The organism is Geobacter sp. (genome assembly GCA_009684525.1).
In the GTDB taxonomy this organism is placed as follows: Bacteria; Desulfobacterota; Desulfuromonadia; order Geobacterales; family DSM-12255; genus Geoanaerobacter.
On the sequence record WKKR01000001.1, the window covers coordinates 115,593 to 142,581 of the forward strand.

The 26,989-nt window shown below is 59.3% G+C and carries 24 protein-coding genes and 1 tRNA gene; 18 read left to right on the top strand and 7 right to left on the bottom strand.

What is annotated here, in order from left to right:
• Positions 1–50: 50 nt before the first annotated feature.
• The 3 genes from GJT30_00580 to GJT30_00590 are packed head-to-tail and all read right to left on the bottom strand — an operon-like array spanning position 51 to position 4,431.
• Positions 51–1,031 carry an ABC transporter permease subunit gene (locus GJT30_00580; GenBank protein MSM38107.1) on the bottom strand — a complete coding sequence of 327 codons (981 nt, stop codon included), beginning with the start codon at positions 1,029–1,031 and terminating at the stop codon, positions 51–53.
• Between the two features lie 59 nt (positions 1,032–1,090).
• On the bottom strand, positions 1,091–2,710 hold the full coding sequence (locus GJT30_00585) for a peptide-binding protein (protein ID MSM38108.1): 1,620 nt from the start codon (positions 2,708–2,710) through the stop codon (positions 1,091–1,093).
• Positions 2,707–4,431, bottom strand: coding sequence for a tetratricopeptide repeat protein (locus GJT30_00590; protein ID MSM38109.1), 1,725 nt, complete (start codon positions 4,429–4,431; stop codon positions 2,707–2,709). The genes GJT30_00585 and GJT30_00590 overlap by 4 nt, the downstream gene beginning before the upstream one ends.
• Positions 4,432–4,688: 257 nt before the next feature.
• Between GJT30_00590 and GJT30_00595 the strand changes: the two genes are divergently transcribed.
• The 5 genes from GJT30_00595 (at position 4,689) to GJT30_00615 (ending at position 10,626) form a co-directional block, all read left to right on the top strand.
• Entirely contained in the window at positions 4,689–6,251 is a 1,563-nt protein-coding gene (locus tag GJT30_00595) for an AAA family ATPase (protein MSM38110.1), read from the top strand.
• A complete protein-coding gene (locus tag GJT30_00600) occupies positions 6,251–6,499 on the top strand; it encodes a hypothetical protein (GenBank protein MSM38111.1) in 249 nt (82 codons plus the stop codon). The genes GJT30_00595 and GJT30_00600 overlap by 1 nt, the downstream gene beginning before the upstream one ends.
• Positions 6,500–6,505: 6 nt before the next feature.
• Entirely contained in the window at positions 6,506–9,754 is a 3,249-nt protein-coding gene (locus GJT30_00605; GenBank protein MSM38112.1) for a SpoIIE family protein phosphatase, read from the top strand.
• Positions 9,755–9,850: 96 nt separating this feature from the next.
• Entirely contained in the window at positions 9,851–10,186 is a 336-nt protein-coding gene (locus GJT30_00610; protein MSM38113.1) for an anti-sigma factor antagonist, read from the top strand.
• A 14-nt stretch (positions 10,187–10,200) separates the two neighbouring features.
• On the top strand, positions 10,201–10,626 hold the full coding sequence (locus GJT30_00615; protein MSM38114.1) for an ATP-binding protein: 426 nt from the start codon (positions 10,201–10,203) through the stop codon (positions 10,624–10,626).
• 10 nt (positions 10,627–10,636) lie between these two features.
• Here the strand turns inward: GJT30_00615 and GJT30_00620 are convergent, their stop codons facing one another.
• Entirely contained in the window at positions 10,637–11,416 is a 780-nt protein-coding gene (locus GJT30_00620; GenBank protein MSM38115.1) for a prolipoprotein diacylglyceryl transferase, read from the bottom strand.
• A gap of 95 nt (positions 11,417–11,511) precedes the next feature.
• Here GJT30_00620 and GJT30_00625 point away from each other — a divergent pair, with 95 nt between their 5' ends.
• Positions 11,512–12,696, top strand: a complete 1,185-nt coding sequence (locus tag GJT30_00625; GenBank protein MSM38116.1) for an HD domain-containing protein — start codon at positions 11,512–11,514, stop codon at positions 12,694–12,696.
• Between the two features lie 10 nt (positions 12,697–12,706).
• Here the strand turns inward: GJT30_00625 and GJT30_00630 are convergent, their stop codons facing one another.
• The 3 genes from GJT30_00630 to nadB form a co-directional block, all read right to left on the bottom strand.
• A complete protein-coding gene (locus GJT30_00630; GenBank protein ID MSM38117.1) occupies positions 12,707–12,916 on the bottom strand; it encodes a hypothetical protein in 210 nt (69 codons plus the stop codon).
• A 6-nt stretch (positions 12,917–12,922) separates the two neighbouring features.
• Positions 12,923–13,201: a chorismate mutase gene (locus tag GJT30_00635; GenBank protein ID MSM38118.1), complete on the bottom strand. Its 279-nt coding sequence runs from the start codon at positions 13,199–13,201 to the stop codon at positions 12,923–12,925.
• Positions 13,202–13,279: 78 nt separating this feature from the next.
• Positions 13,280–14,875: an L-aspartate oxidase gene (gene nadB / locus GJT30_00640; protein ID MSM38119.1), complete on the bottom strand. Its 1,596-nt coding sequence runs from the start codon at positions 14,873–14,875 to the stop codon at positions 13,280–13,282.
• 191 nt (positions 14,876–15,066) lie between these two features.
• Here nadB and GJT30_00645 point away from each other — a divergent pair, with 191 nt between their 5' ends.
• The 12 genes from GJT30_00645 (at position 15,067) to GJT30_00700 (ending at position 26,963) form a co-directional block, all read left to right on the top strand.
• The gene (locus tag GJT30_00645; protein ID MSM38120.1) at positions 15,067–15,678 is read left to right on the top strand and encodes a transglycosylase SLT domain-containing protein; all 612 of its coding nucleotides are present in this window, start codon (positions 15,067–15,069) and stop codon (positions 15,676–15,678) included.
• 1 nt (position 15,679) lies between these two features.
• On the top strand, positions 15,680–16,270 hold the full coding sequence (pgsA, locus tag GJT30_00650) for a CDP-diacylglycerol--glycerol-3-phosphate 3-phosphatidyltransferase (protein ID MSM38121.1): 591 nt from the start codon (positions 15,680–15,682) through the stop codon (positions 16,268–16,270).
• Positions 16,271–16,459: 189 nt separating this feature from the next.
• On the top strand, positions 16,460–18,937 hold the full coding sequence (locus GJT30_00655) for an AMP-binding protein (protein MSM38122.1): 2,478 nt from the start codon (positions 16,460–16,462) through the stop codon (positions 18,935–18,937).
• Positions 18,934–21,573, top strand: coding sequence for an HAD-IC family P-type ATPase (locus GJT30_00660; protein MSM38123.1), 2,640 nt, complete (start codon positions 18,934–18,936; stop codon positions 21,571–21,573). The genes GJT30_00655 and GJT30_00660 overlap by 4 nt, the downstream gene beginning before the upstream one ends.
• Positions 21,574–21,709: 136 nt before the next feature.
• A complete protein-coding gene (locus tag GJT30_00665; GenBank protein ID MSM38124.1) occupies positions 21,710–22,159 on the top strand; it encodes a hypothetical protein in 450 nt (149 codons plus the stop codon).
• Positions 22,160–22,210: 51 nt separating this feature from the next.
• A complete protein-coding gene (locus tag GJT30_00670; GenBank protein ID MSM38125.1) occupies positions 22,211–22,681 on the top strand; it encodes a DUF2318 domain-containing protein in 471 nt (156 codons plus the stop codon).
• A 46-nt stretch (positions 22,682–22,727) separates the two neighbouring features.
• The gene (locus GJT30_00675) at positions 22,728–23,888 is read left to right on the top strand and encodes an FtsX-like permease family protein (GenBank protein ID MSM38126.1); all 1,161 of its coding nucleotides are present in this window, start codon (positions 22,728–22,730) and stop codon (positions 23,886–23,888) included.
• Positions 23,889–23,919: 31 nt separating this feature from the next.
• Positions 23,920–24,612, top strand: a complete 693-nt coding sequence (locus tag GJT30_00680; protein ID MSM38127.1) for an ATP-binding cassette domain-containing protein — start codon at positions 23,920–23,922, stop codon at positions 24,610–24,612.
• Between the two features lie 70 nt (positions 24,613–24,682).
• Positions 24,683–24,757 (top strand) — tRNA-Gly (locus GJT30_00685).
• Positions 24,758–24,941: 184 nt separating this feature from the next.
• Complete coding sequence (locus tag GJT30_00690) at positions 24,942–25,244, top strand: type II toxin-antitoxin system MqsR family toxin (GenBank protein ID MSM38128.1); 303 nt, start codon at positions 24,942–24,944, stop codon at positions 25,242–25,244.
• A gap of 23 nt (positions 25,245–25,267) precedes the next feature.
• Positions 25,268–25,660, top strand: coding sequence for a YgiT-type zinc finger protein (locus GJT30_00695; GenBank protein ID MSM38129.1), 393 nt, complete (start codon positions 25,268–25,270; stop codon positions 25,658–25,660).
• Between the two features lie 463 nt (positions 25,661–26,123).
• Complete coding sequence (locus GJT30_00700; protein ID MSM38130.1) at positions 26,124–26,963, top strand: hypothetical protein; 840 nt, start codon at positions 26,124–26,126, stop codon at positions 26,961–26,963.
• The last annotated feature ends 26 nt before the right edge of the window (positions 26,964–26,989 follow it).

Genomic DNA, 26,989 nt, shown 5'->3' on the forward strand with positions numbered 1-26,989 from the left:
GCATGCAGCAGCCTGACAGGGAGCCGGCGAATCGGCTCTCTGTCAGGTTGTTAGCTCCTCCCCTGTCTGATGCGCGGGTCGGCAAGCGCATAACAGACATCTGCCAGCAGGTTTCCCACCAGCGTCAAACCGGCTCCGATCACCAGAATCCCCATTACCAGCGGATAATCCCTCGACATGACCCCTTGATAGAAGAGCTGACCCATGCCGGGAATGGCGAAGATCGTCTCGAAGATGACGCTGCCGCCGATCAGGCCGGGGAGCGAAAAGCCGAGCAGGGTGATGACCGGTAGAAGGGCATTGCGCAACGCGTGACGGAAGATAACGGCTCGTTCCGACAGCCCCTTGGCCCGTGCTGTCACGATATAGTCCTGGCCGATCACTTCCAGCATGGTCGAGCGCATGAACCGGGAGAGGCCTGCCAGGCTGCCGAACGAGGCGACCGCCAGCGGGAGTATCAGGTGTTTGGCCAGGTCCCAGAGCCTGGCTAACAGGCCCCACTGCTCGCTCCCCAGGGAGTGAAGTCCCGAGATGGGCAGCCAGCCGAGTTTCACCCCGAAAAAGTACATGAGCAACAGTGCCAGCCAGAACGTCGGCACGGCGAAACCGATAAAGACGAAGATGGTGATCCCTTTGTCCAGCAGTGAATTGCGGTGGATTGCCGCCAGGATGCCGATCGGTATGGCCAGGCCGAACTCGATGCAGAGCGCAATCAGGTTGAGGGAGACGGTGACGGGTATCCGTTCCTTGATCTTGTCGATGACCGGCCGGTTATCGGGGGCAAAAGAGTTGCCGAAATCCAGGTGGGCCAGCCGCTTGAGCCAGTTGCCGTACTGGACGGGCAACGGCTTGTCCAGGCCGTAGAATTCCCGGAGACGCTGTCGGGCTTCGGCCGATACCTTGGGGTTCATCGCCACCTGCATCTCCACCGGTTCGCCAGGGGCCAGGTGGATCACCGTGAACGTGATAAGGGTGATCCCCAGGAGCAGGGGGATCATCATCAGGAGACGTTTGGTCAGATAGCGGATCATGCGTGCGTTCTACCAGTCCTTGACGTAGGGTATGCGGATGTAAACCGTGAGAATTCGCATCAGTGCAGTTGCTCATCCTTGGGGACGTACCACTTGATCATGTTATAAGTGATCCCTGCCGGGGCCGGTTCAATGCCGTGGAAACGGGCATTTACCACGGGAAGGGCATCGGGAACGAAGAGGAAGGTATAGGGCTGCTCGTCCGCCAGGATCTCCTGGATCCGCCAATAGCAGCGTTTCCGGCGTTCCAGGTCGAAGGTGCTTCTCCCTTCTTCTATCAGCCGATCCACTTCGGCGTTCTTGAAGCCGACGAAATTGAGTTCTTTGGGGCCGGTCTTGCTGGAATGCCAGACATCGAACAGATCCGGGTCCTGCGGGATGGTCCACCCCATGACAATGGCCTCGAAATCCCCCTTGTCGATGAAGTTTTTCAGAAACGATGCCCACTCCACCACCCTGATCTTCACGTCGATTCCCACCGCTTTCAGACGTTGCTGGATGATCAGGGCGGTTTTCAGCCGCTGGTCGTTCCCCTGATTAGTCAGAATGGTGAACTGAAACGGTTTTCCGTTTCTGGTCAGGATACCGTCTTGATTCCGTTTGCTCCACCCCACCTCGGCAAGGAGCCGGGCTGCCCGTTGCGGATCGTATCCCAAATCCTTGACCGTCGGGTTAAAGGCCCAGGTGCCCGGCTTGTAAGGGCCGTGGGCCACCTGGCCCATTCCCAGCAATACGCCCTGCACGATTTCGTCCTTGCTGATGGCCAGGGTGATCGCCTGCCGTACCCGTTTGTCCCGGAAAAGGGGGTGGCGCAGGTTGTATCCCAGATAGGTGTAAACGGAGGCAGGATAACGGTATTTGGCGAAGCGCGCGAGAAAATCGGCGCTTGTTGTCTGGCGCTGGTATTGGACCGGCGTAAGCGCCATCATGTCGATGCCGCCGGCCTTCAGCTCCATGTACATGGTGGAGGTATCGGGAATAAACCGATAAACGTAACGGTCGATGTAAGGCCGGCCTTCGAAATAGTCATGGAATGACTCAAGCTCGATCTTCTGGGCGGCGGTCCATTCCTTGAAGCGGTAGGGACCTGTTCCGACCGGTTTTCGGGATAGGGGGCTCTTGGTGATATCGGTCCCTTCGAGGAGATGCGCCGGGAGGATCGATGCTGCCCATGATTCCAGGGCCGGGGCAAAGGGCTTGTCGTAGGTCACCCTGAAGGTGTAGGGGTCCGGAGCTGTCGCCTGTTTTACCTGTTTGAAGTCTTCGGCATAGGCGGTGGGGGTCTTGGGGTCGATGGTGACCCGGTAGGTGTACATGACATCGCGTGAGGTGAATTCGTGGCCGTCATGCCATTTCACACCCCGACGCAAATGGAAGGTTATGGTGAGGCCGTCCGGCGACACGTCCCACCGCTCTGCCAGTTCTCCTTCCAGTTTCAGGTTCTTGTCGTACCGGACCAGGCTGCTGTAGATCAGGCTGGCAACTTCATGTGAGACGCTGTCCGAGGCAAGCAGGGGGATGAGCGTGGATGCCTCGCCGATAGCGCCGACGATCAGGGTATCGCCATAGGCAGGGGGGCCGGCGGAGCGATGGAGCCGCAGTGCCGGCTTCGGTTCTCTATCGGTGCAACCGCAGGCAAGGATGAACAGCAGCAGGCAGAGGGCCCACCGGAACCTCATCGTTCCTGAATCTCCGCTTTGATCTTCTTGATCTTCTCGGCGGCTTCCTTGTTGTCGGGGTCGAGTTTGATGACCCGGCGATAGAGTTCAAGGGCGCTCTTGCTGTCGCGTTTTGCGAGATAGACCTCTGCCAGGTGGCTGATGATGGTGGGATCGTCATCTACGATCTCGTAGGCGCGTTCCAGGCTCTTGACCGCTTCGTCATAGCGCTTCAATTTGTAGAAAACCCAGCCGAGACTGTCCAGGATGAAGCCGTCGTCGGGGCGGAGCCCGTTGGCCTTCTTGAGGAGCCGCAGCGCCTCGTCCAGGTTCTCCCCGAGCTCTGCATAGGTATAGCCGAGGTAATTGAGCGCCTGCGGGTCGTCCGGGGTGATTTCCAGCACCCGTTTCATGCGGGCGATGGATTCGGCTTTGTTGCCGATCTTTTCGTAAATCACCCCCAGCCGGAACTGGAGTGATGGTTCCGCCGGGAATTTCCCTTCGATGCCGGTCAAGACCTTGAGGGCCTCGTCAGGCTTGCCGAGATTGTCATAGACCCCAGCCAGGTAGAGGTAGGGATCGAGGCGGTCCGGTGCGTGGGAGATCACGTCGTTGAGGAAGGAGATGGCCCGTTCCGGTTCACCTTTGTCTTTGTAGAGAAAGGCGATATGCCCCACTGCCTCGTAATAGTTGAATGCTGTGGCAGGAATCTTTGCATACTCGGCAATTGCCCGGTCAGGGTCGTTCTTTTCCTCGTAGGCATTGGCCAGGTAGAAACGGATCTGGTTGGCGTCAGGTTCCTGTTCGAGGATACTGTTAAAGATGGCGATCGCCTCGTCGAACTGTTCGAGTTCCAGGTTGATCAGTCCCATCTTCCGCTTGGTTTCCAGCCCGCCCAGGTTGGCGGCATCCATGGTCTTCAGGAGTGACAGCGCCTCTTCGAGGCGCTTCTGCTGGATCAGGAGCTGAACCAGGTGTTGTGCCACCGAAACGTTCTGGGGGTTTTCGTTCAGCAATTGGCGGTAGATCGCAACGGCGTCCCCGGCAAGGCCCTGGGTTTCCAGGGAGATTGCCAGATCGATCAGCGCCTGTTCGAAGTCGGGTTTGATTTCGAGGGCCTTGCGGTAATACTGCACCGCTTCGCGGGGGAGCTTCATCTGGTCGTAGGTTTTGCCCAGGTAGTAGTAGGCAAAGGCATTGTCCGGCGAAATCTTGATCAGGGCCTTGAGGGTATTGATCGCCTCTTCGTATTCGAAGATCTTCACATAGGCAACGGCAAGGTGGAGGTAGAGCTCTTCCTTGTTCTTGTTGAGCTCGATGGCTTTTTTGAAATGTTCGGTCGCCTCGCGGTCCCGTTTGAGCCCCACCAGGATGTTGCCTGCCAGCTGATGGGCGTTGAAGCTCTTGGGGTCGATCTCGATGGCTGTCTCGCAGGCCTTGAGAGCTTCCAGGGGCTGGTTGCTTTTCAGGTAAACCCCAGCCATGGCGGTGTAGAGGTAGGCGCCGGACGGGTCGGTCTCCGTTGCGGCACGCAGGAGTGTCAGGGCACCTTCCGTGTCGCCGTCCAGGGAGTGCAGCCGGGAGAGGGAAAAGAGGTACATTGCTCGTGAATCTGCTATGTCAAGGCGGGGAGGGGTTGCCGCCTGGTCAGCGGGAGGGCGCGTCGCGGCTGTCTGGCTTGTGGCGCAGGAGGGGCAGAGGGCGCTTATGGAGATTATGGCTGCTATGCCGAGTCGTTTCATTGGGTATCCCGCAAAAAAAAATCCGTGGCTTCGGTATCAAGTTGAAAAGCCGAGAGCTCGCGGTGCCTGTCGGTTGCTGATCTGGAGATTGGGTACATAGAGAGGGGTGGGGAAACTTCGTACTCCTCCTGCACTGTGCTTGAAAATTACCATATAACAGTAGTGCCGTCAAATCCAATTATTACGGCATTTGCTTGCCATTGGCCGGTTGTATGCTAGAGTTTTCGTCAAGTAATTCGCTTTGTTAAGGAGAGACGATGGAGCAGCGCGAGCTTGAGTCGCTGTTGAGGCCGGAAGCATACCCCGATGCCCCGCAAACAGTGCATCTCAAGCAGACGCACATATCGTACCTATTCCTGACGGACCGTTTCGTCTATAAGATAAAGAAACCGGTCGATTTCGGTTTTCTCAATTTCAGCACCATTGACCGGCGTCGCTTTTACTGCCATGAGGAGGTTCGCCTCAATCGACGCCTTGCCCCTGACATCTATCTCGGTGTGGTGGAACTGCGTAGATCGGAAGAGGGTGTTGCCTTCACCGGCAACGGCCCGGTGGTCGATTATGCCGTCAAGATGGTCCGGCTGCCGGAAGAGCGGATGATGGACCGGCTCCTGGCTGCCGGCCAGGTGCAGGAAGAGACGATCCGCTCGATTGCCGGGGTGGTGGCGGCGTTTCACCGGGATGCGGAGCGCGACACCGAGATCGACCGGTATGGATCGATCGAGGCCATCCGGCGCAGCTGGGATGAAAACTTTGCATTGGCTGAGCGGTTCGTCGGTGATACCCTGTCCGGCCAGGATCTCCAGTATTTCAGGGAGTGGGTGGATCAGTACCTGCAGAGACATGCCGAACTGTTCGAGGAGCGGATCGCAAGCGGGTTCATCCGCGACTGCGACGGCGACCTGCATCTCGAAAACATCTGCCTGGGAGACAAGATCTGGATCTTCGACTGCATCGAGTTCAATCCGCGTTTCCGCTATGGCGATACGGCGGCGGACATTGCCTTTCTCCTCATGGACTTGGACTATCACGATCGGGCGGATCTCGCTGCGGCCTTCATCGACGAGTATGTGAAGGTCGCCACGGATGACACCTGTCTTCCTCTGGTGGAGTTTTACAAGGTCTATCGTGCCTTTGTGCGGGGAAAGGTTGCAAGCCTGCAGCTCCTGGACCGGGCCATACCGGTCGAAGACCGCGATGCGGCCCGAGACCGTGCAATCGGCTATTTTCGCCTCGCCCGGGGATATCTGCTGCGGCAGAAGCTGCCGGTGACGATCTTTCTGGTGGGGGGCCTCATGGGAAGCGGCAAGAGCACCCTGGCCCAACTGTTGGGGCGGGAACTGGGCATACCGGTCATCTCCTCGGATCGGACGCGCAAGGAACTCTATCATGCCACCGCTTCCTCGCGTTCCGCTCCGTTTGGCACGGGACTCTATACCACCGAGGCTGACCGTGCCACCTATGAGGCCCTGTTGGAAAGAGGTACGGCCCGGTTGCAGCAGGGGCAGAGCGTCATCATCGACGCAACCTTCCGGAGGAAAGCCGACCGGGAGCGCTTCCGGCGGGCTGCGGCGGAGTTCGGAGCCGGCTTCCGGCTGGTCATGATCGCCTGTCCCGATGAACTGATCCGGGAGCGGTTGGCGGAACGCGAGGGGAAGATGAACGAAATTTCCGATGGCCGGCTGGAGCTGTTCGACAGCCACTTGGCAGCATTCGAGCAGCCCGACCCCGACAGCGAGCAGTTCCTCTGCGCGAACACGTCTGGGCCGATCCGGCAGGCCGTTGACGATATCCTGAAAGCCGTGGGGATTCTGCCATGATCTGGCCGCGTCTGCAAAAGGGCTTACTCCTGCAGCGTCTTCGTCTCAAGGAATCGTGGGTGATCTTTTTCCTGCTGGGGATCATCATGATGAACGTGCCGTTCATCGGCATCTTCAACAAGCCGGTGACCCTTTTCGGCGTCCCGCTTCTCTACCTTTACCTTCAGCTCGGCTGGCTGGTGTCGATCCTTTTCATAAGCATCTTCACCAAATCCATCGACCAATCGGACGATGGGGAGAAGAAATAGGCAGCCATGCTCAGTATCGAACTGATCTTCGCGGTCATCTTCCTCTATATCCTGTTTCTCTTCATGGTGGCCTACTATGCGGACGGCCGTCGTGAGCTCGGCCGCAGCATCATCTCCAATCCGTACATCTATGCCCTCTCCATTGCAATCTATGCCACGTCCTGGACCTTCTACGGCAGCGTCGGCAAGGCAGCCACCACCGGCCTGGATTTCCTGCTGATCTATCTGGGGCCTTCACTGGCGGCCTTTTCCTGGTGGTTCCTCCTGCGCAAGATCGTCAGGATCGCCAAGGATAACAACATTACCTCCATTGCCGACTTCATCAGTTCCCGCTACGGCAAGTCACAGTGGCTGGGAGCACTGGTGACCATCATTGCGCTGATGGGGATCATCCCGTACATTGCCCTTCAGCTCAAGGCGGTATCAGCGACCTTCGAGATACTGGTCACCTATATCCACCAGCAGGCGCCGGCGCTCAGGACTATGATCCCGTCGCAGCAGCAGTCGAGCTTCTTTTCAGCTCTTATCCTCGGGTTGTTCGGCGTCATCTTCGGCGCACGCCACCTGGTTTCATCCGAACGCCATGAGGGGCTGGTGGCTGCCATTGCGGTCGAATCGATTGTCAAACTACTGGCATTTCTTGCCGTTGGCATCTTTGTCTGTTTCGGCCTGTTTGACGGGGTGACGGACATCTTCAGCCGCATGCAGGCTCGCGATCCCGCCCTTCTGGGCAGGCTCACCACCTTCGGCGGTCAGGGCAGGCCTCCTGCAGCCACATGGTTCACCATGCTCTACCTGTCGCTGGGCGCCATCATGCTGCTCCCGCGCCAGTTCCATGTCATGGTTATCGAGAACTCGTCGGAGAAACACATCAGCAAGGCGATGTGGCTCTTCCCCGCCTACCTGTTCGCCATCAACCTCTTCGTCTTTCCCATCGCCCTGGCCGGCATCCTGATCAACGGGAGCTCCGCCGGGGCGGACTACTTCGTCCTGACCATCCCGCTGTTCAACGGTTCACCCATGCTGGCAGTCGTTGCGTTCATGGGAGGGTTCTCCGCTGCCGCAGGGATGGTCATGCTCGAATCGGTGGCGATCTCGACCATGTTCCTCAACCATCTGGTCATGCCGATCATCGTCAAACTCAAACCGCGGCCCTGGTTTCCGTTTCTGCTCATCAACCTGAAGCGCTGCGGCATCTTCCTGGTGGTGCTCCTGGGATTTGTCTACCAGCAGATCCTGGGCGAAACCTACATGCTGGTCAATATGGGGCTCATCTCCTTTGCCGCTGCGGCCCAGTTCGGCCCGGCCCTTCTGGGAGGGCTCTACTGGCGCCGCGGCAACAAAACCGGTGCCATAACGGGCATCGTCCTCGGTTTCATCGTCTGGTTCTATACCCTACTGCTCCCCTCGTTCATCCGTTCCGGCTGGTGGCAGACCGATCTGCTTGAAAAGGGGCCATTCGGCATCTTTCTGCTGAGACCGACCGAGCTGTTCGGCCTCACCGGGCTCGATGTCTGGTCACACACGGTCTTCTGGAGCATCCTCGTCAATGTGGCCGGGTATATCATCTGTTCCATCCTGCTCGATCAGGATGAGACCGAGCGCGAGCAGGTCAGGAAATTTGTCGACGTCTTCACCGTGAACCACGAAGGGACAACCTGGGAGACCAAACGTCTCTCCAAACCGATCACCATCATGCAGTTCGTCTCGCTGCTCTCCAAATTCATCGGCGAGGAACAGGCCCATATCGCCATCAGCGAATATCTGGGGGACCGGGAGATCGACGAGCGGGGCGGGGTCTCCGAGTTCGAGCTTCCCAATCTGAAGCGCTTTATCGAGCGGACCCTGGCAGGTTCGGTGGGGGCTGCTGCGGCCGGCGCCATCGTTGAAAGCTACCTGTCCGACATTGGGTCGAAGATGGAGTCGGTCTATGACGCCTTCAGCACCGTCCGCACCTCGCTCGAAGAGAGCAGGGAAGCTCTGTATGTCCGGCTCAAGGCATCGGAGATCATGAACCGGACCCTGAATGTGGATATCATCATGGATGACCTGCTTGAGCTTTTGCAGCACGAGTTCAAGTTCGAGCTGGTCGTCATCCGCCTGACCAACCCCGAGGGGGTACTGAAGGTCTCCTGTTATCGCGGGCTGACTGGAGGAACGATCGTGGAGCGGGACTGGTTGCCGGAGATCGACACCTACATAGGCGAGTCGTTTCTCGCCAACAAGCCGCAGTTCGTCAACGACACCCGCAACATCACCAAGCCGAAATCCAGGGAGATCATGGAGCGGGAGGGGATCAGGTCGTTTGCCCATGTTCCCATCGCCACCCATGGCGCCACCCCCTTGGGGATACTCTCGGTCTTTTCCAAAACCATCATCGGGATGTTCACCCCACCGTTCCTGCGGCTCCTTTCCAGTCTGGCGGGGCAGCTCGCCCAGGCTTTGAAGATCGAGCAAGAGCGTCTGGAGAAGGACCGAGAGCGGCAGGAAAAAGAGCAGGCGCAGCTGGAGAATGCCCGTGTCCTGCGGGACATGGAGATCGCCAAGCAGATCCAGCTTTCGCTCCTCCCGGCTACGCTACCGGTAGTGCAGGGGTTGCAACTGGCTTCCCGGTGCATCCCGGCTGCCCATGTCGGTGGGGACTATTTCGACTTTTTCGTGCGCGAGTCCGGGCTGGTCGACCTGGTCATCGCCGATGTATCGGGGCATAACGTCGGCGCGGCCCTGATCATGGTGGAAACCCGCAGTGTGCTCCGAGCCCAGGGCCAGGCCGCTGGTACTGCCAGCGATGTGCTGAACGTTCTCAACCGGCTGCTCTATGAAGACCTGACCAGGGCGGAACTCTTTGTCACCATGTTTTATGCCACCTACTGGGCAGAGACACGTCGACTCAGCTATGCCAGTGCCGGCCATAACAAGCCGCTGCTCATCCGCGGCGGCAACAGTGAGCCGGCAGTTGTTGAGCTCGATGCGGAGGGCCTGATCCTCGGGGTGCGGATGGAGGTCCTGTTCGAGGAAAAGAGCCTGGTGCTGGAGATCGGCGATGTCCTGCTCTTTTATACCGACGGCATCACCGAGGCAACCAACAGCACGGGAGAGCTGTTCGGGGAGCTGAGGCTGGCCGAGCAGGTGGCCCTGCTTCGCGATGCCGGGCCGGAAGAGATCATCGAGGGGGTATTGACTGCGGCACAGCGGTTTACCGGCACGCAGGGGTTCAGCGACGACGTATCCCTGGTGGTGGTAAAGGTAGCATAGTGGCGAAATAAGCGAATCTTCATTGAACAGGGCGTGATCTCTTGCTAAGATTGCACATATGCCATTGTCGCACCATCCCATTGCCAGGAGTCCTGAATGAATCTGTACATTGAGAAGAAGAAAGATGTGACGATCCTTTATGTTCGTGAAGAACGCCTGGATGCCCATAATTCGGGCGAACTGAAAACCGAGATGGGACGCCTGTTCGAGGGGGGAGAAAAGAATATTCTCGTGGAGATGAAGGATGTGCGCTTCATTGACAGCTCCGGTCTGGGCGCTCTGGTTTCGGGCTTCAAGAATGCCATATCCCATCAGGGGAATCTCAAGCTGGCAAGCCTGCAACCTCAGGTCAAGTCCATGTTCGAGCTGACCCGGCTCCACCGGGTTTTCGAGATATTCGGCTCATCGGCCGAGGCGCTGGAAACTTTCTGATGCATGAGGACGAGATGGATAAGAACCGTATCCAGGTTGACATTAAGGTTCCCAATCAGACCCGTTACCTGAGCCTGATCGGCAGGATCGGCGAGGACATCGCCAATGAGCTGTACAAGTACCGCGGTGACCGGGAGACGCTGGCGTACCACATCAACCTGGTTCTGACGGAGGCCATGGTCAATGCCATCAGGCATGCCAATGCCGATGATCCCGACAAGACGGTCCGCATCCTGATCTATATCTCCGACGAAGAGCTGGTGATACAGGTGCACGACTCAGGGCAGGGATTCGACATCAATGCCATCCAGTCGCCGGACTTCGATGCTCTGGAGGATCGGGGACGGGGGATATTCCTCATCAGGTCGCTGATGGATTCGGTCTGTTACCGGCGGGAAGCGGCGGGGAATGTTCTGGAGATGACCAAGCAGCTCCATTGACGGTAATCGGTCACTGACCCGGCCGTCGGTTGAGATACCAGAGCATGCCGCACCCCAGAAAGAACATGGGGATGCTGAGCAGTTGCCCCTGCGACAGGAAACCGGCGATGTAGCCGATCTGCTGATCCGGTTCGCGGAAGAATTCCACCACCGTTCTGAACAGGCCATAGAGCGCCACGAAACTCCAGAGGACCGATCCGGCCGTGAGCCGCTTCCGCCAGATGAGATAGAGCAGGAAAAGGGTGAGCGGCCCTTCCAGGAATGCTTCATAGAGCTGTGACGGGTGGCGAGGCAGGATGCCGCCGCCCGGAAAGACTATCCCCCACGGAACATCGGTTACCCGACCATACAGTTCGCCGTTGATGAAGTTACCGATCCTTCCCAGCATAAGACCGATGGGTGCACAGAGCGACGTCAGGTCGGCCAGGGCAAAAAAGTCGATCTTGTGTTTCCGGCAGTAGAGGATGCCGGCAATCGTGGCGCCGATCAGGCCGCCATGGAACGACATGCCCCCTTCCCAGACAGCGAAGATCTTGAGCGGGTTGGCAAGATAGAAAGAGAGATTATAGAAAACAACGTAACCAAGCCTTCCTCCCAGGATGATCCCCATGGCCACGGAAAAGACCAGATCGGCGATGTCATCCTTGGTGAGCGGCAGGTCACGCTGCTTTACCCCTGTCTTGAGTACCAGGTAGGCTGCAGAAAAGGCCAGAATGTACATCAGCCCGTACCAGCGGAATTCCAGAGGGCCGATGCGGAGAAATACCGGGTCTATTGAAGGAAAGGTCATGACTGCCCCGCAGAGGATGGATTGTGCGGAGCTACAGTAGCAGCAAACGTGTCGACAGTCAATTGGTGCGCCCCGGATATGGGGGAGAGAGAGCGATGTCGGTAGAACTCTGTGAAATGGCGCTGCAGCAGACCCAGGCGCTGCTGCGACTCACCGAAACCACGATGCAGGAGATCTGCTGCAGGAAATTCAGCGGCAGTGAACTCTATGCCGAGGCGTTGCGCCGGGTGCTGGGAGGGAAGGGGAAGCGGGGCGCGGCGTGCATCCTCATCAGCTTCCAGGAGCGCCACAATGGCCTGACGCGGGGGCGCGTCTTCCACCTGGTGGCGGATCAGCTGGTGGAAGGATCGGAAGAGGTGGTCATCCCTACTGGCTCAGGGTATGGAGCCGACCTTGCCTTTGCAGAAGAGCAGCAGGGCGTGATAGCGGTGAACTGGGACGAGCGCTCTGCGTCGGTGGATTCCTTCCAGAACGTGTTCCCCCTTGCGGTCCGTTCCTTTGTCGGCGGCGCCATTCGCAACTTTGTCTCCTGCCGGATCAGCGGCGAACAACCAGGGGTGATCACCGCTTTTAACTATCCCGGCTCTGCCACCGACTATGACGCATCGGTTTTGCACGGGCTTGCCGTGGTCATTGGATCGCTCGTGACCCTCTCCGGAGAGATGCGCGAGACGGAAAAAGCGTTCATCTACACCATCGAGGCGTTGGCCAGGGCCTGCGAGGCGGCGGAAGAGCATACCGGCACGCACATCCTGCGGGTGAACCGCTATGCCGGTGCGCTGGCAGCCAATCTGGGCTTGCCGGCCCATTTTGTCGAGTCGATTTCCTACTCGGCGCAGATGCATGATGTGGGCAAGATCAAGATTCCTGTGACGATACTGCTCAAGGAGGGGCCGCTCAATGCGGCGGAGATGGAGCTGATGAAGATGCACCCGGTTTTCGGCGAGCGGATACTGGGCGATTCCCCTCGGCTCGAGGTGGCGCGGGAGATTGCCATTGCCCATCACGAAAATTGGGATGGCAGCGGCTATCCCTATGGTCTGAAGGGGGAGCAGATCCCCCTGGCGGGACGGATCGTGAAGATAGCCGATGTCTACGACGCGCTCCGTTCGACGAGAAGCTACAAGGGGGCTTACAGTCACGCCGAGACGGTGCGGGTGTTTCGCGATGGTGATGAGCGGGTTCGACCGGCGGATCATTTCGATCCGACACTGCTGGCAACCTTTTTCCGGATCGAACATATCTTTTCCGGCATTTACGAGAGCCTGAAAATCGATTGATGCAAGCCTTTCATTCGTCCTTTCTGATCCGCACCACCTGGCTCACACCGGGCATCGACTCGATCTCACCTTCGTCCAGGGTCTGGGTGTCGCCGATGACGCCGATGATGGTCCTGTTGGCACCGGTCGACTGGTGAATATCGAAGTCACGATTGATGAGGTACTCCTTGATGCTGTCCAGCGTCTCTTCCGGTGCATTTTTCTTCATGATGATCAGCATAGTTCACTAATCCTCTTCCTTGTGAGACATGATCCGCTCCAGTCGGCGCGATTCGTCCACGACCCGCTCGAATAGCCGCACAATGGCGCCGTCGTCGAGCGGGCCGGGGTTTTCTTCCTTCATCCGGGCAAATATCCGCTTTTCCCTTGCAGGATCGAAGACCGGCATTCCCATCTCTTTTTTGATATGACCGATCTCCAGGGCCAGACGAGCCCGCTCGTTGAAGATGCGGAGCAGTACATCGTCCATCAGGTCGATTCGTATGCGGATATCGTCTATGCTCATAGCGGCCTCAACAGCGGTGAACTGTGGCAGTCTCCACCGGCACGGTAACTGCTCCGGGGAAAGGTGTCTCGACGGCGATCAAAAGTGTTTTCTGATGAACGAATCACGTTTGCCGTGGTTGTCCTTGCGCTCGGGATAGTCGATGGTGCAGTGGAGCCCGCGCGACTCCTTCCTCCCCTGGGCACAGCGGATGATCAGCTCTGCGACGGTCGCGATGTTGCGCAGTTCGACCAGGTCCGACGTGATCTTGAAGTTCCAGTAATAGTCTTCGATCTCTTCCTGGATGAGCCTGATCCGGTTCATTGCCCGTTCCAGGCGCTTGTCGGAACGGACGATCCCCACGTAGTTCCACATGCAGCGCCGGATTTCGTCCCAGTTTTGCGATACCACGACCATTTCGTCGCTGTCGGTGGCAGTACCCGAATCCCATTCAGGGATGTCGAGAATCGGCTGGCTGATCTCCTTGAGGGCGTGGACGGCGTGCTGATAGGCCCTGCCCGCGTAGACTGCCGCCTCCAGGAGCGAATTGCTCGCCAGTCGGTTGGCGCCGTGCAGGCCGGTGAAGGCCACCTCGCCGATGGCGTAGAGGTGACGGATGTCAGTTTCCGCATCGGTGTTTACCGCCACTCCGCCACAGAGGTAATGGGCTGCAGGGACAACCGGCAGCGGTTCGACGGTCATGTCCAGGCCGTATTCCAGGCAGGTCTGGTAGATGTTGGGGAAGCGGGTCCTGACGTACTCCGGTTCCTTATGGGTAATGTCCAGGTAGACACAGTCGTCGCCATGGACCTTCATCTCGTTGTCGATGGCGCGTGCCACGATGTCGCGCGGCGCCAGGTCCTTCAGGTGGTGGTACTTCTCCATGAAGGCGGTACCGTCCCGCCGCCGGAGGATCGCCCCTTCGCCCCGCACTGCTTCCGAGATCAGGAACGATTTGGCATGGGGGTGATAGAGAGTGGTGGGGTGAAACTGCATGAATTCCATGTTGCCGATGGTCGCCCCTGCCCGGTAGGCCATGGCAACACCGTCGCCGGTGGCAACGTCGGGATTGCAGGTGTAGAGGTAGACCTTGCCGGCGCCGCCGGAGGCGAGGAGTGTGATCTTGGCGGAAAAGGTCTTTACCAGTCCCGATTCGATCTCCAGGACGTGGGCGCCCAGGCAACGGTTCGGCTTGATGCGCTTGTGGGCGACCTTTGCCTCGGTGATCAGGTCGATGGCGATATGGTGCTCGAAGATACGGATATTGGGGTTCAGTTGAGCTGCGGCGACCAAGGCCCGCTCGATCTCCCTGCCGGTGACGTCTTCGGCGTGGAGGATCCGGCGCTGGCTGTGGCCACCCTCGCGGGTCAGGTCGTAGGAGTCGCCGCTGGTGGTGAAGTTTACCCCCCAGTCGATCAGTTCGCGGATGATCTGCGGACCCTCTTCAACCACCATCTTGACCACGTCCTCGTGGCAGATCCCCGCCCCGGCGACCAGGGTATCCTCGATGTGGGCGGCAAAGGTGTCGTCCTGGGAGAAAACGGTCGCAATCCCTCCCTGGGCGTAGTTGGTGGCAGATTCCGTGACCTCTCGCTTGGTGACGATGGCGACAGTGCCATGTTCGGCAGCCTTGAGTGCGAAGGAAAGTCCGGCAATGCCGCTGCCGATGACCAGAAAATCGCTCTGCAGCTTCATAAATCCCCCTCTTGAGCCGATAAGGGCAATAGTAACTTCGGCTGCCGATTATTGACCCCTCAAATCGTTTTGTCAAGGGATTGTGCCGGTTTAGGAAGTATGAGAGGGAAATCTTCCTTGAAAACCGGGCTTTCCGAGTATACAATGTCTTTCGCCGGCCGTTCCGACCGGCTCCGTACGGGAGTGAACCGATGAAAATGCCAGACATCAGACACCAGGTGATACTCTTATTTGTAACGTCGCTGGTAGTGGTTTCGACGGCAGGTGCGGACATCTATCGCTACGAGGACGACGACGGGACGGTCCATTTCACCGATGCGCCCACGGATCGCCGTTTCAAGGTGTTCATGCGCGATCTCAAAAAGGATCTCAGGTTGCGAACGTCATTTCGCCTGAAGGGCGATCCGGCCGCATACGAATCGATCATCAACCAGTGTTCGCTGCAATATGGTGTCGACCGGTCCCTGGTGAAGGCCGTTATTCAGGCCGAATCGGGATACAACCCCAATGCCGTATCGCGCAAGGGTGCCCAGGGGCTCATGCAGTTGATGCCCAAGACCGCCCAGCATCTCAAGGTGGCCGATGCCTTCAACCCCGAACAGAACATTCGCGGCGGGGTCCGCTATCTCCGCTTCCTTCTCGATACCTGCAAGGGGGACGAGGTGATGGCACTGGCCGCCTACAACGCCGGGCTTTCCAGGGTCGCGCAGTACAACGGCGTCCCTCCTTACGCGGAAACCCGCAACTACGTCGACAAGGTGATGACCTACCGCAGGTCTCTCCAGGGGAGTGAGGCCAAATAGCGTGACCGCAACCGCAAACCCGATCTGGAACATCCCTAACATCCTGACGCTGCTCAGGATCGCCGCCATACCCCTGCTGGTCTTCCTGCTCATGTCGCCAGACCGGGAGCCCGGTTTCTGGGCCGCTGCCCTCTTTGCCGTTGCTTCCGTCACCGACTGGCTCGACGGCTACCTGGCCAGGCGGATGGGGATCGTCACCGTCTTCGGCAAGTTCCTCGATCCCATCGCCGACAAGCTGATCGTCATGGCGGCCCTGATCATGATCCTTCCCTTCGGCCGTGTCCCTGCCTGGATGGTCCTGGTGATCCTTGGCCGCGAGATCATCATCACCGGCCTGCGCGGCATCGCCTCAAGCGAGGGGATCGTCATCCAGGCCAGCGATCTGGGGAAATTCAAGACCATCTTCCAGCTGGTGGCCATCATCGGCCTTTTGCTCCACTACGACTATCACTGGTTTTTCGGCATCGATCACCCCTACCTGGTCGTCAACATGCACAACGTGGGGATCTTCTACCTCTGGATCGCCACCGTCATCACCATCTGGTCCGGGGTCGACTATCTGGCCAAATTCTACAAGGTCATTGCCAAGTAATCCCTTGCCCCTGTCCCGACTCTCTTCTCCTTTGGTTTCGCCTTTCTGAGCTCTGCGCCGATCTGAAATCGGCTCTTCCCCCTGTTGCAGAACGTCTGCTAGACTATACACTGTAGAAGGGCCGGGAGAACTGGGCGACAATAGTCGTCCGGCCTGCGGCAGCACCTGGCCCGTATGGGAAAGGGAGGCATGGAGACCCTCATCGATTTGTTCCTCAGTTTTGCCCCTCGCGGCAACCGGACGGCCCTGGTCTACCGGACCGGGGTGCGCCGCCGCGTGCTCTCCTATGCCCGTCTCCATGACCAGGCGCTCAGGATGGCGGCCCTGCTGGCGAATCAAGGGATCGAACCGGGAGACCGGGTCCTGCTCTGGGGGCCCAACAGCCCCTGGTGGGGAGTGGCTTTCTGGGGGTGCGTGGCGCGGGGCGTTGTGGTGGTGCCGGTGGATTTCATGGCCGGCCGCGAGCGTGCAGCGACCATTGCCCGCTTGACCACAGCCGGGCTTGCGATCCAGAGCCGGGCCAAGGACGAACCGCTCGTCGACTGCCCGTCGCTCTTCCTGGAGGATCTGCCCCATCTTCTCTCCGGGCTCCCCCCGGCGCAGTCGATGGCCGAGCCCGAACCGGCCACCGTGGCCCAGCTGATCTATACCTCCGGCACCACCGGCACTCCCAAGGGGGTGGTCCTGACCCATGGCAACCTGATGGCCAATCTGGTCCAGGTAAACCGGCATATCCCGGTGGTGACCGGCGAATACCGGTTCCTCTCCTGCCTTCCCCTGTCGCACATGTTCGAGCAGACCGGCGGGTTCCTGGTACCGCTCTCCAGGGGGGCTTGTATCGTCTACCTCCGCACCCTCAAGCCGTCGGCGCTCCTGGCGGCGCTGTCTCAGGAAAACATCCATGCCGTCATCGCCGTGCCCCGGCTGCTCCAGCTCCTCAGGAACGCCGTCGAGCGCGAGCTCGCGGCCAAGGGATTGACTGCGGCATTCCAATCCCTGACAGCGTTGGCCGAACGACTCCCCCCGTTGGTGCGCCGGCTCCTCTTCAGCCCTATCAGGCGCAGGTTCGGGCGCAATTTCACCCTGTTCGTTTCCGGAGGCGCCCCGCTCTCCGTCGATCTCTTCCGGTTCTGGGACCGGATGGGGTTCCGGGTGGTGGAAGGGTATGGCCTGAGCGAATGCTCGCCGGTCCTTTCCGCCAACACCTTTGACCGGCAGGTCCCCGGTTCCGTCGGCCTGCCGCTCCCCGGCGTGCAGGTAGCGATCCGGCAGGGGGAGATCCTGGCCAAAGGGGCCAATATCTTCCCCGGCTATTACCGGAACGAGGAGGCAACCCGGCAGAGCTTCACCGATGATGGCTGGTTTAGGACCGGCGACCTGGGGGAGCTGGACCGGGACGGCTTCCTCCATATCCGGGGGAGGCTGAAGGAGCTGATTGTCACCGGGTCCGGGGTCAATGTCTATCCCGACGAGATCGAGGAGATCCTGAATCGCGTGCCGGGGGTCAGGGAGTCCTGCGTCGTCGGTCTCGATCGCGGCAGCGGCGAGGAGGTCCATGCGGTCCTGCTCCTGGACGGGAGCGGCCGGGCACCGACGGAGATCGTCCTGGCGGCGAATGCCCGGTTGGACGAACTCCAGAGGATCACCGGCTTTACGGTCTGGCCCGATGCGGAGTTTCCCAAGACCACCACCCTGAAGATCCAGAAGTTTCTTGTCAGGAAGCGTCTGCAGGAGGGGGAGGGGCACGAGGATGCCGCCGGGGGTGGAGACCGGTTGATAAACGTCATCGCCCGGGTGACCGGTTCCCAGCCCCATCAGGTACGCGAGGATGCCTACCTGGTGGCCGATCTCGGGCTTACCTCCATCGGCCGGCTGGAGTTGGTCAACATCCTGGAGCAGGAGTTCCGGCTCGATCTGGACGATACCCTGATCGGCCCGCAGACCAGGGTGGCGGACCTGCGCGGGCTGCTGACCGGGCACGAACGGCCTCGCAGGCCGCAGCGCTTCCGTCCCTGGGTCAACAGCAGACCGTTGCGAATGATCCGGAGGACCTGCGACGCCGTTATCCATTTCCCCCTGCTCAGCCTCTTTGTTTCCCTTGACGTGCGCGGGGGTGAGCGGCTCCAGGAATTGAGGATGCCGGTGCTCTTCATTGCCAATCATGTCAGCTACCTGGACCAGCCGGTGATCATGAAGGCCCTTTCCCCTTCCTGGCGCTACCGTACCGCCACTGCTGTCTGGGCCGAGTTCTTTTTCAAGAATTTCCGCAACCTGGCGCAGTGGGCCTGGAAGCGGTTCACCTACGAGTACGGCACCCTGGCCTTAAACCTCTTTCCGCTCCCCCAGTCGCAGGGGTTTCGCAGCTCGCTCCAGTACATGGGGCAACTGGTGGATCGCGGTGTAAACCTGCTGGTTTTCCCCGAAGGGGAGCGTTCCGCCAGCGGCCGGCTCCTGCCGTTCCAGCAGGGGCTGGGGATCATGGTCACCGAGCTGGACATCCCGGTGGTCCCGGTGAAGATACGGGGCCTGGAACGGGTCTATCCCCGCGGCGCCCTCTGGCCCCGGCGCGGCCGGGTGACGGTGACCTTCGGCGAGCCGCTCCGCTTCGGCCTGGAGTCCCCGGAGGCCATCGTTACCCGCTCCAGAAAGGCAATCGACGAACTATGACCTGGCATCAACGGACATCCGAAGAGGTTTGCGCCGAGCTGCAGACCGGCCCGGCAGGGCTTGAGCAAGAGGAGGCCGGCCGCCGGCTGGCCGAAACCGGCCCCAATGAACTGCGCGAAAAGCGGGGTCGTTCCCCCTGGATCATGCTCCTTGGCCAGTTCACGGACCTCTTGATCCTGATCCTGCTCGGTTCGGCCATCCTTGCCGCCTTTATCGGCGATCTGGGGGATGCGCTGCCGATCATCGCCATCGTCATCATCAACGCCTGCATCGGGTTTGCCCAGGAGTACCGTGCCGAACAGGCACTGGCGGCCCTGCGCAAGATGGCCGGCCAGACGGCCAGGGTGGTGCGGGGGGGGCAGGTCGAGGAGCTGCCTGCCCGTGAGATCGTGCCGGGCGACCTTGTTATCCTGGAGACCGGCGCCGTGGTCCCGGCCGACCTGCGCCTCTGCGAGGCAGTGCACCTGCGGGTCGAGGAGGCAGCCCTCACCGGCGAGTCGGTCCCGGTGGACAAGGACACGGCCCCTCGCGACGATGCCGCGCTCCCCCTGGGGGACCGGCTCAACATGGCCTATCGCGGCACCGTGGTGGTCTATGGCCGGGGGAGCGGCATTGCCGTGGCAACCGGCATGGCCACCGAGCTGGGGGGGATCGCCGCCCTGCTGGAGGGGGAGGAAGAGGTAAGAACCCCTCTGCAGCGCCGCCTGACCCACTTCGGCAAGCGGCTGGCAGCCGTCATCATCGCCATCTGCGCGGTGGTGCTCGTTGCGGGGCTCATGCGTGGGGAGCCGCTTCCCCTCATGCTTCTCACCGCCATCTCCCTGGCCGTTGCCGCCATCCCCGAGGCGCTGCCGGCAGTGGTCACCATCTCCCTGGCCCTGGGTGCCAACAAGATGGTCCGCCAGAATGCCCTGATCCGCCGGCTGCATGCCGTGGAGACCCTCGGGTCGGTCTCCTGCATCTGCACCGACAAGACCGGCACCCTGACCCTCAACCGGATGGCCGTGACCGAGTTCTTCCACGACGGAAAGCGGGTGATGCGGGACCAGCTGCAGGGGTTTGCAGCGTCCCTTCCCAAGGGGGAGGAAGGAGTCGGTGCCGCGGAATTCCTGTTCATTGCCGCGGCTCTCAGCAACGACGCCCGCCGGAGTGCCGAGGGTGAGTGGAAAGGGGACCCCACCGAGACTGCCCTGGCCGTCCTGGCACAAGAGGCCGGTTTCGACCGGGAAGAGCTCGAACGGCTCTATCCGCGCGTGGCAGAACTCCCCTTCGATGCCGAGCGCAAGGCCATGACCACCATCCACCGCTTTGGTAACGGTTTCGTCTCGTTCACCAAGGGGGCTCTGGAGTCGCTCACCGCGGGGCTGGCCAAGGAAGCGGCGGAATCGGCGGGGCCGATCTATCGCAACGAAGGGGAGCGGATGGCAGCGGAGGGGCTCAGGACCATCTGCCTTGCCATGCGTCGCTGGGATTCCCTGCCGCACCCCCTGGAGCCCGACCCGGTGGAGCAGGGGCTGCAGCTCCTCGGCCTGGTCGGGATCGAGGACCCCCCCCGGCCGGAGGCTGCCGAGGCGGTTGCCCTCTGCCGGACTGCCGGCATCACCCCCATCATGATAACCGGCGACCACGGCGTCACGGCTCGGGCCATTGCCCGCGATGTGGGGATACTGGGGCCGGCGGACGACGGGGTCATGACCGGCGCCGAGCTGGCAGAGACCGACGATGCCCGCTTCCGCGAGATGGTCGGCACGGTCCGGGTCTATGCGCGGGTGGCGCCGGCCCAGAAGCTGCGGATCGTCAAGGCTCTGCAGGAGCAGGGGGAGTACGTGGCCATGACCGGCGACGGGGTCAACGATGCCCCGGCCCTGCAGCGGGCCGACATCGGCATCGCCATGGGGATCACCGGCACCGACGTTGCCAAGGGCGCGGCCTCCATGGTGCTTTTGGACGACAATTTCGCCACCATCGTCAATGCGGTTCGCGAGGGGAGGCGGATCTACCGGAACATCCTCCGCTTCATCGTCTACTCCCTCACCGCCAATGCCGGCACCCTCTGGCTGGTCTTCCTCGCCCCCTTCCTCGGTCTGCCGCTCCCCCTGCTGCCGATCCAGATCCTCTGGCTGAACCTCCTCTGCGACAGCCTGCCCGGCCTCGCCCTGACCGCCGAGCCGGCAGGGCCCGAGGTGATGCAACAGCCCCCCATGCCGCCGGGGGAAGGGATCTTCGGCAGCGGCAGGGGATGGTATCTCGCCGGTTACGGCCTCCTCCTGGGTGGGGCGGCCCTGCTGCTCCAGTGGTGGGGCAAGACGGCCGGTCTCCAGTGGCAGACCATGGTCTTTACCTTTCTGGTGGCCAGCCGGATGGTCTTTGTCCTGCAGGTCCGTTCACGCGACCGCTCCCTCCTGGAGATTGGCCTCTTCTCCAATCGCCCCCTGGTCGGTGCCATTGCCATCACCACGCTGCTGCAGCTGGCAGTGGTCTATCTTCCTCCCCTCAACCGGCTTTTCGCCACCCACCCCCTGAGCCTCCCCGAACTCTCCATGGTCGTCGTCGCCGCCGGCCTGGTCCAGGTGACCGGGGAACTGGAAAAACTCCTGCGCCGCAGCCTGGGGAGGCGACAGGGCTCGCAGGTGTAGAAAATCCCACAACAACACTGGGTACTATTCCACACTCCGGCTGACCCTGCGGGGAGTATTCCAATAATTACACGCAATGACGGCATGTTACGCGCCGGTTACTTATTGGCATGCTCCTTGTTAATGAGAGCTGCAGATGCTGCAGTATGTTCATGAAAAGGGGAACGAAATGAAGATGAACAGGGGAAATATCCTGGCAGCCGTGACGGTTGCCGTTGTCCTGGTGCTGTTCGGGCTCTTTGTCCGGTTCGATGCTTCGGCAAACACCTATGCCGTCCTCAAAGCCTCGGGCATGACCTGCTCCAGCTGCTCCGGCAAGGTGGAACAGGCCCTGCGAAACAAGCCCGGCGTCTCGTCGGTCAGGGTGGATCTCCCCAGCGGCCTGGTGCTGGTCGGCTATGACGGCCGGGTGCTGGAGGCCCGCATGCTGGCGGAGGACGTGAGCAAGGCCGGCTTCAGCGCCACGGTGCAGCGGGTGCTGGATGCGAAGCAGTATGCGGCGCTGATGGGGGGGAGTTCCTCTGGCGGCGGCTGCGGCAACTGCAACAGCTCCAGCGGGTGCGGCGGAAAAGCTGCTCAGCAGTAAACAGAGATGGTTGATCACCGGTATTTTCACCATAGAACAAGGAGAGCATCAATGGTACGTAACAATGGCATAGTCAGGGTTTTAGGAGTGGTTCTCGTGATGGTCTGTCTGCTGCAGGGTGGAGCGTATGCCCTGAATCTGCCGGGGTTTGGCAAGTATCAGAAGGTCACGCCGGTCAATGGCATGGTGAGCATCCCCGTGGCCAAGGTGAACGACGGCAAGGCACATTTCTATGCCATAAATGAGGGCGGCAAAGAGGTTGCCTTTTTCCTGGTCAAGGCAGCGGACGGCAGCCTGAAGACCGCCTTCGACGCCTGTGATGTCTGTTATAAGGAAAAGAAGGGGTATGAACAGAACGGCGATGCCATGGTCTGCAAGAACTGCAAGATGAAATTCGCTACCAGCAAGATCGGCCCCCACGCGGTCGGAGGGTGCAATCCCTCCTATCTCCCCAGCAGGCCGGCCGGCGCAAATATCGTCATCTCCGTTGCCGATCTGCGCGCCGGTGCGCGGTACTTCTGAGCCGTGCGCCGTGCCACACGTTTTTGCCAGATAGCGGAGAGTCTCGATGAAACTGCATAGCATATCCTTCAACAACCTGCGGCGACGCAAGGCCAAGATGGCCTTTCTCACCATCGGCCTGATGGTCGGCATCACCACCATCGTCACCCTGATCACCCTGACCCGCTCCATGGCCACGGACATCGAACACAAGATGGAGGAGTTCGGTGCCAACATCCTGATCACCCCCCAGAGCAACGACCTGGCCATGAACTATGGCGGCATCAGCCTGGGCGGGATCTCCTTTGACCAGCGGGAGATCAGGGAACGCGACCTGGCAAAGATCCGCTCCATCAGGAACCACGCCAATATCTCCGCCGTGTCGCCCAAGGTCCTGGGTGGGGTGAAGATCGCAGGCCGGGATGTGCTCCTGGTCGGGGTCGATTTCGCCATGGAGCTGAAGATGAAGCAGTGGTGGAGCATCTTCGGCGACGTCCCGAAGACAGAGCACGAACTGCTGGTGGGAAGCGACGCTGCCAAGGCGCTCAACGTCATGAACGGCGACACCCTGACCATCAAGGGTGAGCAGTTCAAGGTGGCTGGCGTGCTGGATCAGACCGGCTCCCAGGACGACGGCCTGGTCTTTGCCGGCCTGGCAAAGGCCCAGAAACTCCTGGGCAAGGAGGGGCGGATCTCGCTGGTCGAGGTGGCTGCGCTCTGTTCCGGCTGCCCCATCGGCGACATGGTGGTGCAGATTGCCGAGAAGCTCCCGGATGCCAAGGTATCCGCCATCCAGCAGGTCGTTGCCACCCGTCTGCACGCCCTTGACCAGTTCAAGCGCTTTTCCTATGCCATGGCCGCGGTGGTGGTCTTCATCGGCTCCCTCATCGTCTTTGTCACCATGATGGGGAGCGTGACCGAGCGGACCGTGGAGATCGGCGTCTTCCGCGCCATCGGCTTCAGGAAGAGCCACATCATGCGGATCATCCTCCTTGAGGCAACCGTGGTGAGCATCATTGCCGGCCTGTTCGGCTATCTGACCGGTATGGGGGGCGCCAGGCTGGCGTTGCCCTTCATGGCCGAGAACCGGGATGCCGTGCTGGTCTGGGACCCGCTGGTGGCGGTGGGCGCAATCTGTCTGGCGCTCTTGCTCGGGCTCGTCGCCAGTCTCTACCCGGCGCTGCATGCGAGCAGGATGGATCCGACCGAAGCGCTGCGGGCGCTCTAGGAAACTCTGACAATCAATACGAGGTAAACAGATGGCATTGATCAATCTGCGCGACCTGCGCAAAGAGTATGTGAGTGACACCGAAACCGTCGAGGCGCTGCGGGGGGTGAGTTTCACCATCACTGCCGGCGAGTTCGTCTGCATCATGGGGCAGTCCGGCTCGGGCAAGAGCACGCTCCTCTCCGTGCTGGGGGGGATGAGCCACCCCTCGACCGGCGAGGTGACGATTGCGGGAAAACAGCTCTACGCGCTCTCCGACGACTCCCTCGCCGATTTCCGGGCCACCCACCTCGGTTTCGTTTTCCAGTCGTTCCACCTGATTCCCTATCTCACCGCGCGGGAGAACGTCATGCTCCCCCTGGCGATCACCAGGGAAAAGCGGGGGGAGAAGATCAGGGCGGCCGAGGAGGCCCTCACCAGGGTGGGGCTGGGGCGCAAGATGGACCGGCTTCCCAACCAGCTTTCCGGCGGCGAGCAGGAGCGGGTCGCCATTGCCAGGGCCATCGTCAACAAGCCGCACATCCTCCTGGCCGACGAACCGACCGGCAACCTGGACAGCAAGACCAGCGACGAGGTCATGGCGATCTTTAGGGAGCTGAACGAGGAAGGGCAGACCATTGTCATGGTCACCCACAACCCGGACAACTGCGCCTATGCCCACCGGACCATCTATCTGCGCGACGGCGTGGTGGTCAGCCAGGCCGAAATCTCCCTGGCAGCCTGATTACGAAAGCAACGCGAAAAAAAATTGTTGACTCTGCCGGAGCGATTTGGTACAAAACGAAACTCGTTGAGCGGGAATAACTCAGTGGTAGAGTGCAACCTTGCCAAGGTTGAAGTCGCGGGTTCGAATCCCGTTTCCCGCTCCAAAAAGTTCAAAAGAGGGTTCAAGGTCACTTGAATCCTCTTTTTGTTTTGGGCATGAACTGTCATGTTACACGCACGTTCCCTGTAGTTTCACACCGCTGTCAGCGCGAGCAGTTGGAAGTCCCAGCCTATCATTAACTACAACAAAATTTTTGACAAATTAACCAAATTGGTTATTATGATGCCATGGAAAAACGAACCTGGCATTACAGCCTCGATGAAATCAAAGAAGTCGTGCGCAGCCGGGGTATCCATGTTTTCACGCGGATAGCCCGTGAAAATGGTTTTAAAATGGGGCTTACGCATGCCCAACTCATCGAGGTTGTTCTGAATTTACGAGTAGCAGACCTTTACAAGTCGATGACCACACATAATGACCACACGCTTTGGCAAGATGTATATCACGCAACAACTCCGAATGGGAAAATCGCCTACATAAAGCTGACCCTGCAAGCAGGAGCAGTAGTCATCCAGTTTAAGGAGAAATAGTCATGGCTGAATCTGTCCAGTGTATGAGTTGCGGTTTCAAGGGCATGGTACGTGACGAGAATAGAACCGAGACCATCAGTTATTCCGGGGAGTCAATAACCCTCACAGGTTTGGCCGGATGGTTCTGTCCTGAATGTAGCGATGGTGTTTTTGATGATGAGAGCAGCCAGCGGTATGCAGAAGCAAGCGACAGCCTGGTGATGCTTGCCCGTAAGAGATGCCGTGAAGAAGTCCGTAGGATACGCAGGAAACTTGGTCTCACACAGAAGGAGGCTGCTGCAATGTTTGGTGGCGGCATCAATGCGTTTTCACGATACGAGCGAGGGGAAACCGAGCCGAGCATCGCCACAATGCAGCTACTTCGCTTGTTGGACAAGCATCCTGAGCTTCTAAACGAGCTACGCATGGCTGCATGATTTCAGGCAGTAGCGACCTCGCAGTGCTGTCGCTTCTGCACGGGTCTCTTCGTGAAAAATGTCACTGCCGGAAAAGGCATGAGGTGATTTGACTCATTTTGCGGAGGATGTCTGGTATAACCGAACAAAATCACAGATGCTTTCAAGAGGTCTGACAAAATATTAAATGTAAAGGACTGTTTCCTGGAGAATTTGCAGTTGCCAATCGTTGGGAGGTGGTGTAGTAGTTCTTATTGAGTCAGCAGTTATCTGGTGAGGTGAGTGTGTGGATGCTGGTCACATATTCCGTTGATTCAAGGCCGCATCGGTCAGCAATGAGCTGGCTGGTGCGGCCTTTTGTTTGAGTGTTGAGAGAGTGGGTATTTGTAGGGGATGTCCCGATTATTTCCGATTATTTCATCGGGACTTTGTTGCAAGGTTGGATAGTTTTGTATACTGTCCCCGGAACTGCCAAAGAGAAAATATGCAAAAAGAAGAAGATTACTTAGAGCTACTGCAAGCCTTGCTCGAAGTCATAGAGGTTAATAAAGGTACAGCAGCTGGGGACGATGATCGAGTTCTTGACGCTGAAGGTCTCGCCATCAAATGTTTTAGTCATGCCTGCTCCCTTCTATATCTTCTTCGAGGTACAAATGTTCCTGACTTAGGAGCGGCATTCTTTGATCCAGGGTCCATTAATGTCCTTGGACGGGCAATGCTGGAGTCATTTCTCGTCTTTTACTACATATTTGTTGACCCTGAAACTGCAGAAGAAGAAACCTTTAGATACCACTCTTGGCTTTACAAAGACCTACTGGAGCGACAAAAGTTTCCAGCAAGGTCTCCAGAAGGAAAGAGAATTTTAGAGACAGAAATAACTGCCATCAGCGCCTTAAGGGGCGAGATTGAAGGTAGTAACTCGTACGCGAACCTGACGCCCAAGCAGAGGCAAATTCTTATCGAAGGTCGGGAATGGCGTTTCAAAGGGTGGAAAAAGATTGCTCTTTCTTCCGGGCTAAGCGAGGTCCATTCATCAGCCTTTTACACCTACCTGTGTTCATATGCACACGCTGGTAGCTTAAGCGTCCTCCAAATGAGACAATGCGAAACTGCTGCACACCAGCAAGGATTGGTTGGAGCGACGATGGGGCTAGCCATGATTTGCATTGCGTACATGACCAAGGCCTACTGTACCTATTTCCCCAAATCCAACTCACTGTTAGAAAAGAACGAACATCATCGGACAACAATTCAGATGTGGACGGAGATTGGGGCATCCGATCTTGAAGAAGTTGATATCGACTGGGACGCATTGAATGGCTAACCTGGGCGCAGACCTGTCTACGCTTC